This is a genomic window from Acinetobacter sp. P8-3-8 (assembly GCF_000214135.1).
Taxonomy (GTDB): domain Bacteria; phylum Pseudomonadota; class Gammaproteobacteria; order Pseudomonadales; family Moraxellaceae; genus Acinetobacter.
Genome location: NZ_AFIE01000065.1, coordinates 1 through 13,326 on the forward strand (window position 1 = coordinate 1; position 13,326 = coordinate 13,326).

General features: G+C 37.2%; 13 protein-coding genes. 7 read left to right on the top strand and 6 right to left on the bottom strand.

All coding sequences use genetic code 11. The features are described 5' to 3' along the window. Nucleotides 1-93 precede the first annotated feature (93 nt). Nucleotides 94-1,071: a hypothetical protein gene (locus GGG_RS21230; protein ID WP_010116950.1), complete on the bottom strand. Its 978-nt coding sequence runs from the start codon at nucleotides 1,069-1,071 to the stop codon at nucleotides 94-96. A gap of 568 nt (nucleotides 1,072-1,639) precedes the next feature. Beyond that, entirely contained in the window at nucleotides 1,640-2,536 is an 897-nt protein-coding gene (locus GGG_RS0116800) for a LysR substrate-binding domain-containing protein (RefSeq protein WP_010116952.1), read from the bottom strand. A 123-nt stretch (nucleotides 2,537-2,659) separates the two neighbouring features. On the opposite strand from GGG_RS0116800, the gene GGG_RS0116805 reads away from it, so the two are divergent. Then, the gene (locus tag GGG_RS0116805) at nucleotides 2,660-3,337 is read left to right on the top strand and encodes a hydrolase (protein ID WP_010116955.1); all 678 of its coding nucleotides are present in this window, start codon (nucleotides 2,660-2,662) and stop codon (nucleotides 3,335-3,337) included. Nucleotides 3,338-3,846: 509 nt separating this feature from the next. Continuing rightward, entirely contained in the window at nucleotides 3,847-4,035 is a 189-nt protein-coding gene (locus tag GGG_RS0116810; protein WP_010116956.1) for a hypothetical protein, read from the top strand. Nucleotides 4,036-4,067: 32 nt separating this feature from the next. Here the strand turns inward: GGG_RS0116810 and ptsP are convergent, their stop codons facing one another. Beyond that, nucleotides 4,068-6,362 (bottom strand): phosphoenolpyruvate--protein phosphotransferase, encoded by a 2,295-nt coding sequence (ptsP, locus tag GGG_RS0116815; RefSeq protein ID WP_010116958.1) that lies wholly within the window; start codon nucleotides 6,360-6,362, stop codon nucleotides 4,068-4,070. 77 nt (nucleotides 6,363-6,439) lie between these two features. Continuing rightward, nucleotides 6,440-6,943 (bottom strand): RNA pyrophosphohydrolase, encoded by a 504-nt coding sequence (locus GGG_RS0116820; protein ID WP_010116960.1) that lies wholly within the window; start codon nucleotides 6,941-6,943, stop codon nucleotides 6,440-6,442. A gap of 183 nt (nucleotides 6,944-7,126) precedes the next feature. Here GGG_RS0116820 and GGG_RS0116825 point away from each other — a divergent pair, with 183 nt between their 5' ends. Both GGG_RS0116825 and GGG_RS0116830 read left to right on the top strand, forming a co-directional pair. Next, entirely contained in the window at nucleotides 7,127-7,783 is a 657-nt protein-coding gene (locus tag GGG_RS0116825; RefSeq protein WP_010116962.1) for an HAD family phosphatase, read from the top strand. A 227-nt stretch (nucleotides 7,784-8,010) separates the two neighbouring features. After that, nucleotides 8,011-8,253 carry a DUF2789 family protein gene (locus GGG_RS0116830; protein ID WP_010116964.1) on the top strand — a complete coding sequence of 81 codons (243 nt, stop codon included), beginning with the start codon at nucleotides 8,011-8,013 and terminating at the stop codon, nucleotides 8,251-8,253. Nucleotides 8,254-8,705: 452 nt separating this feature from the next. Here GGG_RS0116830 and GGG_RS0116835 read toward each other — a convergent pair whose 3' ends face one another. Next, entirely contained in the window at nucleotides 8,706-9,563 is an 858-nt protein-coding gene (locus GGG_RS0116835) for a LysR family transcriptional regulator (protein WP_010116966.1), read from the bottom strand. A 219-nt stretch (nucleotides 9,564-9,782) separates the two neighbouring features. On the opposite strand from GGG_RS0116835, the gene GGG_RS19950 reads away from it, so the two are divergent. Beyond that, nucleotides 9,783-10,634 carry a hypothetical protein gene (locus GGG_RS19950; RefSeq protein WP_010116971.1) on the top strand — a complete coding sequence of 284 codons (852 nt, stop codon included), beginning with the start codon at nucleotides 9,783-9,785 and terminating at the stop codon, nucleotides 10,632-10,634. Nucleotides 10,635-10,683: 49 nt separating this feature from the next. Here the strand turns inward: GGG_RS19950 and GGG_RS0116845 are convergent, their stop codons facing one another. Then, nucleotides 10,684-10,932: a DUF2061 domain-containing protein gene (locus tag GGG_RS0116845; protein ID WP_171057713.1), complete on the bottom strand. Its 249-nt coding sequence runs from the start codon at nucleotides 10,930-10,932 to the stop codon at nucleotides 10,684-10,686. Nucleotides 10,933-11,081: 149 nt separating this feature from the next. Between GGG_RS0116845 and GGG_RS0116850 the strand changes: the two genes are divergently transcribed. Continuing rightward, a complete protein-coding gene (locus GGG_RS0116850) occupies nucleotides 11,082-11,729 on the top strand; it encodes a hypothetical protein (RefSeq protein ID WP_010116974.1) in 648 nt (215 codons plus the stop codon). A gap of 141 nt (nucleotides 11,730-11,870) precedes the next feature. Beyond that, complete coding sequence (gene leuC, locus GGG_RS0116855) at nucleotides 11,871-13,286, top strand: 3-isopropylmalate dehydratase large subunit (protein WP_010116975.1); 1,416 nt, start codon at nucleotides 11,871-11,873, stop codon at nucleotides 13,284-13,286. Nucleotides 13,287-13,326: the final 40 nt, after the last annotated feature.

Genomic DNA, 13,326 nt, shown 5'->3' on the forward strand with positions numbered 1-13,326 from the left:
TCTTGCTATTGAGCGAATAAACTTTAGTTTTTTTAATCTTTTTTGATAAAAAGACAGTCCGATGATTTAGATTAAATCATCGGACAAGATTAATTAAAAAGCACAACCAGAATTACTGTTATTATATTTTTCTGTTCCACATGAGTTGATGAGCTCATTAGCAACAACATCTGCAGCAATCGAATTATAAAAATAGTTATTATTCGGATTTATTATTTGCTTACTATTCGCTGGATGATACCAAGTTTGATAAACTTTTCCATTATATAGCCCATAACCTAAAGGTGTTGAATCAGAATATCGAATAGTAATTCCACCAAAATTACGAGTTAAAGGATATTTTGTTATATCAGATATTTCTTCAAAACTATTATAAGAAACTGCTTGATATACCTTTAATTCATAATATTCATCCAATGTTGTATATTCTTCTGGAATGAAAACAACAGAACCTTGTGGAAATATGTTGGTGCTTGCATTTAAAGCTGCAGCCGAAGTTGGATTGGTTGTACTGGTCAGTAAATTTTTATAAATATATTTTTTAATTTCTATACCTGAAACATCAATTCTTTTATAAGTCATGCTTGTTCTGATCGTTGGAGTTATACCATCTGAGTTATAAAATGATGTAATGAGAGTAGAACCATTATCAGAAATAAAATAATCACTCGGAATAGCTGTATCATTTAGAGGGGTTTTCACATCTTCTTGAATGTAAACTTTATTTTTATCAACCAGATAAGTCTTTCCTGGAGATGTGGTGTTAAAAATGTTTGAAGGTTTAATCTGATTAACAATCTGACTAATTACATTATTTGTTAATGTATGAGTATAACGATTATTGAGCTGAGAACTGAATATACCAAAGCTATAAATTGAACTTCCTTGTGTATACATTGGTGATGAATTTATTGTAGGCGTTGTAGGCGTTGTAGGCGTTGTAGGCGTTGTAGGCGTTGTAGGCGTTGTAGGCGTTGTAGGATTGGAGTCTGATGATGATCCGCCACCACCTCCACATGCTGTTAAATATAAAGATGCAGGTAGTACAATTGAAAGTAATAACTTATTCATATTATAAAAATTCCAGAAGTAATGATTTAAATTATAAAAATGTTAAATGAACTGTTAATGTATGGTTTTACAGGCTAAACCTTTCCCAAAAACATAAGTTTTCAAATCACATCGAGATTGGATTGAATGTAAAAATTATACTGTATTTTTATTGAAACATATTGATTATAAAAAATTATTGATAAGTATTTATCGATTTTTAGTTTTTTATACCCATATTTGAACTGTCGAAACCCAGTCAAAAGATCAAGAATATAGAAAAGAAAAAAGCAACAGCTTGAGGTTGTGATCAATAACTTTGTGGAAATCCTTCTGAATGAAATGAGCAAAGGCTAATTTTTCACTACCAGAGAATTATTCATCGCATTCACTTTATTTAAGTATTTTGAAAATAGCTATCTATAGACACATAGAAAATTATTTTCATAATGAAGGCAATGAATAAATACCTCATTGAACATTTAAGTCGAATGATATTTTTTGCTTTTAGCAAAATATAAAACGAATGCTTGTAAACAGAAACAATCTTATGCGTTTGCTTTATCAATTTCATTAAAAATGGTAATGATTAATTTGTTCTAAACTCATCTACCAAAAAATCGATCAATGCTTTGACAGAGGGCAGGAGTCCTCTTCTTGAAGTATAAGCAAGATGAATGAGTTCGGGTTTCGGTTCCCATGCAGGGATGACTTTCACTAAACGGCCAGCTTTTAGATCTTCATTAATAATCAGTTCGGGTAACTTTGCTACACCCAAACCCTGTAATGTTGCACAGTGAAGCGCACTCAAATCAGTCGTGGTTAATCTAGGTTCACATTTAAAATAAAAGTGTTCACCATTTTCATTAAATAAATTCCAATGATATTCAGGTGAAAATGATTCCATCATTAAAATCGGCCATGCTTTTAATTCTTCAAGTGATTGGATTGCATAATATCGATGTGCTAAGTCAGGACTAGCAACGATAAATTGTTTGGATATAGATAGTTCACGAACAATCAAATTACTATCACTTAAAGGTAACGGTCTAATTCGAATCGCAATATCATAACGTTCATTGATTAAATCAACTTTGCGATTGGTTGCTTCGACATGCAGTTTTACTTTAGGAAATTGTGCTAAGAATTTATTCAGCGCATGGCTAACATTAATGTGTAAAAGATTGGGCGGGCATGAAATTTTTACAGTCCCCATTGGTTCAGAGCTAAGCATTTCGATTGCTTCATCAGCAGAATCAGCTTCGATGAGCATGGCTTTACAGTGTTGATAATAAATTTTTCCGACTTCTGTAATTGAAATTTGTCGAGTGGTACGATTCAGCAACTTTACGCCTAAACGCTTTTCAAGTTCAGCGATTCTACGGCTGAGCAAGGATTTGGTCAGCATCAATTCATTACTCGCAGCAGAAAACCCACCGTATTCAATTACTTTTGCAAAGTAATAAAGATCATTTAAATCTTTCATGTCGAATCTCTACAATCAATTGTTCTTATCATAAGACAATGTGTCATATTTTGGTTATTTAATAAAGATTGTTTCATTAATAATATTGTTTATACAAACTCCCTAATACAAAGGTTATAAGAAATGTCTACACCTGCAAACTTCAATGGTCAACGTCCAGTCATAGATCCTTCAGATACAGCCATGTTGTTGATCGATCATCAAAGCGGTTTATTTCAAACTGTGGGTGATATGCCAATGCCTGAATTACGTCAACGTGCAGCAGCATTGGCTAAAATTGCATCGCTTGCGAATATTCCTGTGATCACTACAGCATCGGTGCCACAAGGTCCAAACGGCCCACTCATTCCTGAAATTCACAACAATGCACCTCATGCACAATATGTAGCGCGTAAAGGTGAAATTAACGCTTGGGATAATCCTGAATTTGTTGCAGCAGTGAAAGCGACTGGGAAGAAAACATTAATTATTGCAGGTACGATTACCAGTGTGTGTATGGCGTTTCCTTCAATTAGTGCAGTTGCGGATGGCTATAAAGTATTTGCCGTAGTTGATGCTTCTGGTACTTACTCTAAAATGGCTCAAGAAATCACTTTAGCGCGTGTGGTTCAAGCGGGTGTCGTTCCGATGGATACTGCGGCAGTTGCTTCAGAGATTCAGAAAACTTGGAACAGAGATGATGCACAAGAATGGGCACAAGTGTATACGCAAATTTTCCCAGCGTATCAGTTGCTTATGGAAAGTTATGCAAAAGCACAAGACGTGATAAGCCATAACGAATTGTTAGATTCAAGTCGTTAATAATATCTTGAATAATTAGCTGAATAACGTCAGTTCGGGATAAACTTTGATGTAAGTTATTGAAAAGATAGATCAGGCACAGCGGAGTCTTACCGTTTAAAGTCAAATGCAAGGATTAACCTTCGGTTCGACCTACTTTTCTTTCGGGAAAAGTAGGCAAAACCATTTGTCAGTCGCCAACTCGACAGATACTATCAAGTACTTAATATATTGCAAAAACAGTATATTACAGATGTAGCCCGGCCTCGAACAATGCGACTGACGTTTCCGCGTATCAGATAGTTGGGAACATATCTTATCTCGAACTCAGGTTAAATATTCAAAAGCCATCAATAAAATGATGGCTTTTTGGATGGTTAAGTAGATGATTTAAATCACTTAGAAACTGGTGATTCAAAAATACAATTTCATGCAAAAATGATCATCTAAACCGCTTGTATTCTGTACAAAAAAGCGTAATATCACATTCCCACGGTTGAGGTGGGAAGCCAATCATAAAGGTGAAAGACATGGCAAAGAAAAAGCAACAACTCGAGGTTGTGATCAACAACTTTGTAGCGAAACACATGCATGAAGTGAACAAAAGCCAAGTGTTTGTAGATCGAAAGAAAAATGCAAAACGTGGCTATAATAAGCACAGACAAGGTCGATATTCTGATGATTATCGGCCTTTTTTATGTCTGCTTGCTTTTGCTTAGAAATTTATAAAAATACAATAAAAATAAATAAGTTAGATATTAACCATACGATTTGATTTAACCATATCACCTAAACCATGGTGTTTAAAATAATATTCCATCCAGCTTTTCACCATCAATGGATTATTCATCGCATTTACTTCTTCTAAAAGCTTTAAGGCATCACTCATAGATACATGACAAATTGCTTTGCGTACTCGTAGAATATTACTTGAACTCATCGACAAGGTATTGAAACCCATTGCCATTAACAGAATTGCAGATAATGGGTCACCTGCCATTTCCCCACAAATGCTGACGGGTTTTTCGTATTTATGACATTCTTGTACCAAGCGTGTTAATGCTCTCAGTACTGAAGGGTGAAAATGGGAATAAACGTTAGCAACACGTGGATTATTACGATCCACAGCAAGCAGATATTGCGTTAAATCATTTGAACCAACAGAGAAGAAATCAACTAGAGGTGCAAACTCTTCAATTTGTAGCAAAACGCTTGGAACTTCGACCATGATGCCGATTTTAGGTTTGGTGATTTTGACTTGTTCTTCTTCTTGAACAGCAAACCAATCACGTTCAAGTAAGTAAAGTGCTTCTTCTACTTCACTAACACTGGTCACCATTGGCAATAAAATATGTAAATTATTTAAACCAATACTGGCTTTTAGCATTGCTCGAATTTGTGAAGAGAAAATCTCAGGATGATCGAGAGTAAAACGAATACCACGCCAACCTAAAGCAGAGTTTTCTTCTTCGATTTGAAAATAAGGTAAATCTTTATCAGCACCAATATCGAGGGTACGCATCACCACAGGTTTATTGGCAAAGTGGCTTAACTGTTGGCGGTAAATGGCACGTTGTTCTTCTTCGCCAGGGAAACGCTCACGTAACATGAACGGAATTTCTGAACGATACAGACCAACACCTTTAGCGCCGCGTTGAACACCACGAACCACGTCAATCATTAAGCCTGTATTGACGTATAACTTTACTGCAACGCCGTCAGGAGTAATCGCATCTTTGGTTTCATACTGTTTTAAATCTTTCGCAATTTGTTCTTCTTCTTTTTGGATTTCTTTATATCGAGTACGCAAACGACGCGGTGGATTAACAAAAACACGGCCTTGGTAGGCATCCACAATCATTTCAACATCATCGAGGGTATTCACAGGTAATTCTGTAACCCCAACGACCGTTGGAATACCCAAAGCACGCGCCACGATCACCATATGTGAGTTGGCTGCACCTTCAGAGGTCACGATTGCCGCAATTTTATCGACAGGGAGTTCAACAAGGGCTGCTGTGCTGATTTCTTCTCCAATCAAAATACTTTCAGAGGTCAGCTCTTTATGACTGGTATCGCCTTCTTGTAATGCGGCTAAAATACGACGTCCAAGATCTTTTAAGTCGGAAACTCGTTCTCGTAAATAGTCATCTTCCATTTGTGCAAACAGTGCGACATGACGTTCGATCACATGTTTAACAGCACCTTGCGCCCAGCTACCATCTCGAATAATTTCTTTAATTTCAGACGGTAATGCATTTTCATCTAACATACGCAAGAACACGCTAAATAAAGCACGTTCTTCGGACATCAACGAATCTTGCATTTTTTCATCAAGGGATTCGATTTCAGCGCGTACCGACTCAATGGCTCGGTCTAATAGCTCAAGTTCTTCACTAATATCATCCGCATCACGGTCGGGAACAGCTGCCAAATCTGCGGGTGGATAGAGAATAATGGCACGACCTAAGGCGATACCACCTGCACCAGATGCACCTTGGAAGGTTTTATAATTTGGAGAGTTGCTGGGTTTACGGAATACGTCAATATTACCCACAGCATGTGCATGCGCAATTACACCTGAAAGCTGTGCGCAAAGTGTGACAAGGAAAGATTCGGCTGCCTCACTGAAATCTTGTGGCTCTTTATTTTGAACCACCATGACACCCATTACTTTACGACGGTACATGACCGGTACGCCAAGGAATGAATTATAGATTTCTTCACCCGTTTCAGGGAAATAGGCAAAGCGCTCATGTTTGAAGGCATTGTCTAAGTTGACAATTTCCTCACGCTGACCGACTAGGCCGACCAAACCTTCACCCAGTTGCAATGAAACATTGCCTACAGATTCAGCGTTTAAGCCTTTACTTGCCATCAACACATAGCGTTGATTGCGTTCATCCAATAAATAAATAGAGCAGACATCCACATGCATAGCTTCAGAAACTTGGTTGACCATGATTTCTAAAGAATCATGCAAACTGACGGACGCATTAATCTCTTGGACAATGCGTCTTAAGGTGTCTAGTTGCATGTTCGACATGAATGTATGCTCCCAATTTAATGTATATTTTAAAGCGATTTAATCAGTATTATTTATAACAGTACGGGCTTGAAAAATCATTCATATTTTGAAGAAATTTCAGGTGTATGTTGTGGCATTTGCATACACAGCTCCAGCATCGCTTTGCGATAAACATCGCGTTTAAAATTCACCACTTGCCCAAGTGGATACCAATAACTGACCCATTGCCATTGGTCAAATTCTGGCGGGTCTGATAGATTCAACTGAATATGCTTTGTTGACGCTACCAATTTTAATAAAAACCATTTCTGTTTTTGCCCAATACAAATCGGATCGGAATCCGAACGAATGTATCGAAGCGGCAAACGATAATGCAACCAGTCATCTGTCTGGGCGATTATTTGGACATGCTCGGGTAGGAGCCCAACTTCTTCTCGTAGTTCTCTAAAAAGAGCTTGCTCAGGAGTTTCTCCAAACTGGATCCCCCCTTGAGGAAATTGCCATGCATTGTGACCAATGCGCTTTGCCCATAAAACTTGTCCAATATCATTTGCCAAAATGATCCCGACGTTCGGTCGGAAACCTTCTGAGTCGATCATTTGGCTACCTAAATTTTGTTAATTTCATTGACTTTGTATATGGGGACGCACACTCTTTTGTCCAACTCGACGCAGTCAAAGTAATAATGTTATAAAATTGCTATGATCTTAACGAATTTCTATCGACTAGCGGTGATAGATTTACATTTTTTTTCTTAAATTTCAGTTTGAACGAGTATTTTCATGAAATTGGCGTTGTTTGACCTAGATCACACCTTATTAAATACCGACTCTGACCATTCTTGGGGCGAGTTTTTAGTCAATGAAGGCTTGGTCGATCCAGTCCGTCATCGTGCAATGAATGATAAATTTTATGAAGATTATAAAGCAGGGCAATTAGACCCGATTGCTTATAATGAATTTGTCTTTGAATTTTTAACGCAACATGATGCTGAATACTTAACTGACCTACATCAGTTGTTTATGAAGAAAGTCATTCGCCCACAAATGCGCCCAAAGGGTTTTGATGCGATTGAAAAGCATAGAGCAGCAGGGCATGCGCTGGTTGGGATTACTGCGACTTCGGATTTTATTACTGCACCGATTTTCCGTGAGTTTGGCATTACTGAAATTATTGCAACCAATGCAGAAGTGGTAGATGGGAAATACACAGGTAAAGTCATCAATATTCCGTGTTATCAAAAAGGTAAACTCGCGCGTTTAGATCAATGGTTGGAAGGTCGTGATGTAACTGAGTCTTGGGCATATTCAGATTCGATTAATGATCGTTTTTTATTGGAATATGCTGATCATGCAATTGCGGTCAATCCAGATGATCGTTTGGAACTATTGGCGAAAGAGCAAGCTTGGGATATTCAAGACTGGTCGATTGAGTCGTGATCGGCAAGACAGCATATCGTTGCAGTATTTTGTAGTGTTGTAGTTAGGCAGTGATCATCACTGCCTTTTTTATTGAGGTCGTTTCAAGATAGAGATATCAACAACGGCTTAAAGGGTCCAGCTTTGTAAATATTTTATAAAAGAATATTTTGCACTTCACTTTAGCGGTGAAAATGCTATGTTGGATTAAACTTTTTAAAAATTTATAAACGGATGGAGAATAGAAAATGAGCCAGACTCGACCAAGAATGACCAATTTATTTGAGCAACTTGGCTTAGACTCAAGTGAAGAAGCGATTCAAACGTTTATTGGAGCGCATCAATTAGATGCAGATACCTTTTTGACTCAAGCAAGTTTTTGGACGGATGCTCAACGCCAGTTTTTAGAAGAGAAAATTGACTCAGATGGAGAGTGGGCTTTGGTGGTAGATCAACTCAATGAGTCATTGCATGAAGACTCTGTGAAATAGTGATTTTGAAGTGACTATTCACGATTCATTATTCTAAAAGCTATTATTTTAGAAGTTAACGTCAGTTCGGGATAAGCTTTGATGTAAGTTATTGAAAAGATAGATCAGGCAAAGCGGAGTCTTACCGTTTAAAAGTCAAATGTAAGGATTAACCTTCGGTTCGACCTACTTTTCTTTCGGGAAAAGTAGGCAAAACCATTTGTCAGTCGCCAACTCGACAGATACTATCAAGTACCTAATATATCGCAAAAACAGTATATTACAGATGTAGCCCGGCCTCGAACAATGCGACTGACGTTTTCGCGTATCTAGTTGGGAATATATCTTATCTCGAACTCAGGTTAAAGTTATTGTTTTAGAAGTATTGTGATTAAAGCCTTTCTGCCTGTAAGTGATTTTTATCATTTAAATGCAGAAAGGCTTTTTAACAGCAAAGAAAATTATGGATTGCTTTATTTCATCATGTTAATCAGTTCTTGTACTGCACGTGATTGGGTACGTGCAGGATGCCAAACCATGCCTAATTGTCGATTCATTTCAAAATCAATATCTAACTGTCGTAAATCTTGATTCAATAAAGTCTTAGGTAATACTGACCATCCTAAACCAATTGAAACTAACATTCGTATAGATTCTAAAGGATTATTACTCATGGTAATTTTAGGTTTGAGTCCTTGCTTTTCAAACTCAGCTAAAGTGATTTGACTGGTATACGTTTGAGCTGCTGGCAATAAACTTGGATATTCAATCAGATCTTCAAGTTTTAAATTGGTTTTTTGAGCTAAGGGATGAAATGGTGCAACAACGAAAACCAGAGGATCATCCCAAATCGTAATATAACTTAAGCGATCATCACCCTGTGGTGGTAAAGTTAAAAAGGCAAGTTCTAAATCCCCTGCAAGCACTTGCTCATGCGCCTGTTCTGAGTCCACAAAGTGTACGTCGAGTTTTACTTCTGGGAAATGTTGAACATACAATTTTAAATGTTGCGGTAAATGATGCAAACCAATGTGGTGACTTGTGCCGATTTTTAATTTTCCACGAACTTCGCCTTGTTCATGACTCAGTGTGTGGTGAATATCGCCCAGTTCATTCAACCAATTTTTTACTTTAGGTAATAATGAATGTGCGGCATGGGTGGCTTGCACACCACGACCAGCAGATTCAAATAATTTGACACCAAAATATTCTTCTAAGCTGTGTATGCGTTTGGTCACAGCCGGTTGGGTGATAAACAGATGTTCTGCTGCCATCGAAATAGAACCAGTTTCCATCACTTTAACAAAAGCTTCAAAAGCAGCGAGATTCATAATATTTCCATCCATAAAGAATTTTTATGCGTAATTTATTATTTAGAAATTTTTAGAATTAATCAAAGTAATTTTTAATTTTTTTAATTTAGAGGGGATTAAGGGGCAGAAGAAAGCATTTATTTAGATTCTGGTAAAATTTTTATACAAGTTTTTGCTATGTATGATTGATTATTATGCTTTATAGTGCGCTTATAAAAACAATAAAAGGAAAAATATTTGAATCAAACAACAGCGACATCCATCCGTTCTTTTCAACAACTCACTCGAAATACGCTAACAAAATCTTGGTTAAATTTCTCGATCACGATTCTTATTCTTTGCAGTATTGGTTTAGTGTTTGCATATTTTTTTAATGCTTATTTTCCATTGATTATTATCGTGATCTTTACATTTCTATGGTTTAAAGCACGATTAAATCGTTTGAAAAAAATGCAGAATTTAAACCACTTTAAAATACCCAGTAATATTTGGATTGCTTTTAAGCAAAGACATCCGAATATAAGCCCCACATCATATCCATGGATTGAAGAAAGCTTTAAGGACTATTTAGCAATTCATATGTGGTGTAGAAACTCCTATGCAATGCCGTCTAATTCTGTCGATGCTTTGTGGCATTTGTTAATTGAAGAGTTTGATGATTTCTATCAGCCCATGTGCCAAAATTTTTTAGGTTATGAACTGATTCATAAACCACATGACAAAGAATCTTCATCTACGCAAAAGGTTGAGCAACGACAACAGCTAGCCAATACATGGCAAGCAGCATGTCATTTACATGGTTTAAATCCGCAAGATCCTCAGCATTTACCACGGCTTTTTCAGGTGGATGAACGTATTCAATGGGCGGACGGTTTAAAATTCAGTTTGCCATTTATGGTGGCGATCTATGCTCAAATGACACAATCAGCTTCAGATGCACCGAGTGCAACTTCATCAGGATCATCTTGTTCATCAACTACGACATGTTCAAGCTCATCTTCTGATTCTAGTCATTCTCATCATGGTTCAGATTCGAGTTCGGACTCGTCATGTAGTAGTTGTAGCAGCTGTGGCGGCGGTGGTGATTAGTACACTTTCACAGCTGGTTTTTAAAACTCAAGTTTTATAAAAATTAGATTTAAGCTTTCACAATCTGGGTTTGAGCTACTTTCTGGTCTTTTTTGTTCCATACTTTCTCGTGAAAGAAGAATGCAACGGCTTGAACAGTCGGTTCGACTAAACTTAAAGTCACCGCCATCCATAAATTACCAGTAATTACATATGCCACAATCATTGCGACTGTGATATGCATGATGTAGTAGCTTAAAGTTTTTTTGAAAATACGTTGATTGCTTTGTACGAAGTTTTGAATACGAGCCATGAGCATCACCACAATTGAATAAATCTTGAAATTAAATAAATGATAATCATTATCAAATAAAATGTAAAAAGGAATTTTTGATTGATGGTGATTGGTTTTCTAAATGAGTATGATATTTGAGAGAAAAATAAATTTATGAATTAGGAGGCTAAGCTGTGATAGGGGAGCAGTATATAAAAAATTTTCAAATTATTCGCGATAACTATGCAACCTATGAAACGAAGAAGATGTATTTTGATAATACAATGAGGTTATCGAATACAGCTTTGATCTCTATCATATTGTTACCAATAATTTATGTAATTACAACGACTATTATTTTCAGCTTTTTAAACTTAAGCAGTTCGCTAATGGCAGGAATATTCTGGATAGGAATCATTGCTTTTGGTTTCTGGGGAATTTTTATTGCTTGTATCGACTATCAAAGGAATATCTATATTCATCTATTTTTAGATCAAAAAAATGACACAATTGCTCTAATGACAGGTCGTAAAGAGTTTGTATTTTATCAGCCGAAACATATTCATATTGCGATTCATGAATACCCATTATATTCAAGAAATCATAGATATAAACCAATCATTCTTATCGTATTCGACTTGGTAAATCAACATCAAAATTTGGATCTAAATGATTTTGAAAAATTAAGAATAGCTTCTGTCCAATGTGACTCAGTGATTGAGGCAAAGAAGGTCTATGATAATGTTGTTGGGAATTTTAACCCATTATTACAATGGTTAAACTTATCGATCATTCATGAAAAAGAAATCATTAAACATGAGCATTTTTTTTATTTGAAATAATTCCAAAAAGTTTTTAAATTAATAAAAATGATAAATTAGATTTATGTGAAAACGTCGTTATAATCGATATCAATGAAAGAATTACCCAGTCCAGTGGAGCACCTCGACATGGCAGGCGAAAACCAAAAAGCAGAAAACCCAATGCCAAAAACATTGTATGACAAATTGTGGGATGACCATTTAGTAAAACAACGAGATGATGGCTCTGCATTACTTTATATCGACCGTCACTTATTGCATGAAGTGACTTCACCACAAGCCTTTGAAGGCTTACAACTTGCAGGTCGTAAACCTTGGCGTTTAAGTGCCAATGTTGCGACACCTGATCATAACGTTCCTACTTCAACCAAAGAACGTTCAGAAGGGATTGCAGGGATTGAGGATGACACTTCTCGTATCCAAGTACAGACTTTAGATGACAACTGTAAAACCTTTGATGTGGTTCAATTCGATATCAATGATGTACGTCAAGGTATTGCACATGTTGTTGGTCCTGAACAAGGTTTAACTTTACCAGGAATGACCGTTGTATGTGGTGATTCACATACAGCAACACATGGTGCGTTTGGTTGTTTGGCACATGGTATTGGTACTTCAGAAGTTGAACATGTATTGGCAACACAATGCTTAGTTCAAAAGAAAATGAAGAATATGTTAGTCCGTGTGGATGGCGTATTGGGTCAGGGCGTTACACCGAAAGATGTGGTTTTGGCAATTATTGGCAAAATCGGTACTGCTGGTGGTACAGGTCATGCGATCGAATTTGGTGGTCAAGTGTTCCGTGATATGTCTATTGAAGGTCGTATGACGGTCTGTAATATGGCAATCGAAGGTGGTGCACGTGTTGGTATGGTCGCTGTCGATGACAAGACCATTGAGTACGTCAAAGACCGTCCATATGCACCAAATGGCGAACAGTGGGATACTGCTGTAGCCTATTGGAATACTTTACATTCTGATGATGATGCACATTTCGACACAGTGGTTGTATTGCAAGGCGAAGAGATTGAACCACAAGTATCGTGGGGAACATCTCCTGAAATGGTGATTCCTGTTTCACAAGCTGTTCCGACTTTAGAACAAGCCAAAGATGACGTTCAACGTAATGACTGGACACGTGCTTATCAATACATGGGCTTAAACGCAGGTCAGGCATTGGCAGATATTCAGTTAGACCGTGTGTTTATTGGCTCTTGTACAAACTCTCGTATTGAAGATATTCGTGCAGCTGCGGAAGTAGTAAAAGGTCGTAAAGTTGCATCTTCAATTAAACAAGCGATGGTTGTTCCGGGTTCTGGCTTGGTTAAGGCACAAGCTGAAGCAGAAGGTTTAGATAAAATCTTGGTTGAAGCAGGTTTTGAATGGCGTGAACCAGGTTGTTCAATGTGTTTGGCAATGAATGCTGATAAATTACAACCGGGTGAGCATTGTGCTTCAACCTCAAATCGTAATTTCGAAGGGCGTCAGGGCAATGGTGGGCGTACGCATTTAGTCAGTCCAGCAATGGCAGCGGCTGCGGCAATCGCGGGTCATTTTGTGGATGTACGTAGTTTCTAAAATCCCCCTCAGTCCCCCTTTTACAAAAGGGGGGAAGTTC